The 2,400-nt window shown below is 62.9% G+C and carries 3 protein-coding genes; all 3 read right to left on the bottom strand.

Annotated elements, in window-relative coordinates; translation table 11 throughout:
• Positions 1-97 precede the first annotated feature (97 nt).
• On the bottom strand, positions 98-967 hold the full coding sequence (locus tag AC1VAN_RS18660) for a S1 family peptidase (protein ID WP_313113638.1): 870 nt from the start codon (positions 965-967) through the stop codon (positions 98-100).
• Positions 968-1,269: 302 nt separating this feature from the next.
• Positions 1,270-1,851, bottom strand: coding sequence for a hypothetical protein (locus tag AC1VAN_RS18655; protein ID WP_442251102.1), 582 nt, complete (start codon positions 1,849-1,851; stop codon positions 1,270-1,272).
• Positions 1,852-1,920: 69 nt separating this feature from the next.
• The coding region (locus AC1VAN_RS18650) for a serine hydrolase domain-containing protein (RefSeq protein WP_480986424.1) at positions 1,921-2,400 on the bottom strand (480 nt) is incomplete at its 5' end.

Raw genomic sequence — 2,400 nt, 5'->3', positions numbered from 1 at the left:
CCTCAGCGACATGCGCTGGGCGCTGAGCGCTGAGCGCGGCACATCTGCGCGCGCTCCGCTTCAGACCAGTTTGTGCGGGATTTCACGATCGAACCTGTTACGGACGTCCATTTCCAAGTGAGCCATTGGCGCGTCCGGTTTTACTGGGCGGCAGGCTATCGTCCCCCTGCCGCATGACGGCCTCGATCCAGTCGACGTAGCGTGACACGCGAACGTTGTGGACCATCTGGCCATAGAAGCCCGCTTCAAGGGCATGCTCGGGTACGGCCGTGATCCAGGACCCCAGTCCCACCAATTGCCAGGTGCCGTGGTCGTTGACCACAAGCGGACCACCGCTGTCTCCACTTCCCAGTACGCCCTCAAGCGGCAGGCCCTGCGGCGGCGGATCGAACCGGTACCAGAGATACCGCTGATTGCCGCCGGTAATCGTGTTGTGGGCCCGCCGCAGGGATGTACGGTGCGGCGCATCCGGCAACTGGCCAACCGCACCGTTGCCGGTGGCGCCCTTCCCCATCAGGACGGCGACCTGCGTGACCTCTGCTGAACCACGATACAGCGCCACGGGCGTGGCATCGGTCACCGGCGCGGCAAGCTTGATCAGCGCGATGTCATCCGAGGCCGCCAGGAAGGCATGGATCCGGGAAGGACTTCCTGTTGCCATCGCCTCCTTGCCCAAGGCCTCGGGCATCCTCCGGTAGCCGGGATGCAGGAACACGCGTTCAACGCCATACGCGTTGCCATTGATCGCGATCGTTGCTCCCATCCCTTCCATCGGCGCTGCATGCGCTGCGGTCAGCACCCAACGCGGGGCGATGAGAACGCCGTGCCCCTCTCCCGGCATGTCCGCCAGCGCCGGGAAGTCAGATCGTTCGATGCGGTACCTGCCATCTTCGACATCATCACGGATGACGATGGCCCCGGCAGCGAACGGGAGCGCGGCAAGCAGCAGAAAGAGCCAGCGATTCATCGAAAGCATTCATCCTTGKGGTCGATCGATCCAGCCTAGCMAAACGCATCGACAYTGCTGATGGACGCGCGACCAATTCCCGTGGTGRCCGACGAAGGGATGGAAACCACGACTGAAACCGGGACGCGCCGAAACGTTTAGTGTTCACCGCGCAGGGCGAGCCTGGCATTCCTGCGGATCGAACAGCCCGTACGTGCGCAGGATTTCGAGATTGGTTCGCGCCCTCGAATCCCTCTGTTCACCGCCCCGGCGCGAAGATCGGGAACCAGGAAGGCCCCCCGTCCATGAGAACGTCGCGCACTTCACCGGGTGAAGTACAGACACCCGGCCACGGCGATCGGCATCGGGTCGGCCTCGATGCGCTGGGCCACCAGTGCCATCACTTCGATGCCATCGCCCTGGGCTTCCGGTGCTGACTGGACTACCCGCATTCCTCCGGGTTCGCCCTGCGTCCCCGGCCCATCGAGGGAAAGCGCTTTGGTGAGGTCTGCAGCAAGGTCTGCATCGAAGACAGCCACCACGGAACTGCGCGACAGTATCAGCCGCGTGGACGGATGACCGAAGACCAGAGCCGGTGCTGGAAGCTTCATTTCCGCGACAACGCCGGGTATGTCGCCCAATGCATTGCTGTAACCCCCACCCGTGCCGGTGATCGGCTGCCAGCCGGCCGATGGCTTCCCGCCGGTTGCGATGTCACGCAATTGATGGGCCAACGCCCGGAATGCGGTGCGATCCGCCTTGCAGGACACAAGTGCCAGCGCCTGATCGATTTCATCCTGCCTGGGAACGGGGGTGCGGATCGATTCTGCTGCCGGGGCGTTCGGCGCAATGACAAGCCCCAAGCCTGCGAGCAGTAGAATCCTGTTCAACGTACGGGTGATCAACGCGCAATGCTCCTGCCTGGGGCGCCAACACTGTTCGGCACCACACCGGACAGCTGGGAAACACCCTCTCTATCGGGAAACATCATTACCAGCGAGAGCTTCCCGCGCGGCGATTCTTTCGACCAGCGTATCGATCGCAGCCTCCATGGCGCGCGCCGTCTGGTCGCCGCTTTGGTTGGTGATGATGAAGATGCCAAGATCGTACTTGGGCACGATGTAGATGTAGCACTGCGACCGCGGTACGCCACCATGATGCGCATGGTAGACGCCCTTCAGCTGGTCACCGGAAACGATATTCCAGAAGTAGCCGATGCTGAACTCCGAATCGAACGTGACCAGAGGGCGATGCGACTCCTTTACCACCGGCCCGTTGGCCAGCTGGAACCTGAGGTACTTCACCATTTCCGGGACAGTTGCCTTCACGTTCCCGGAGGCGCCCCACGGCAGCTGTGGCATCGGCGTGGTCGGCATCGGGTTGTCGCTGTGATAGCCGACCGCAAGCCGAGGCGCTTCGCTGTCGCTGAGTCTGATTCTGAGACCCGTCATCGC

The organism is Stenotrophomonas sp. 05L44_2 (genome assembly GCF_056665995.1).
The sequence above is the reverse complement of the archived record's forward strand: the minus strand, read 5'-3'. Positions and strand labels throughout refer to the sequence as shown.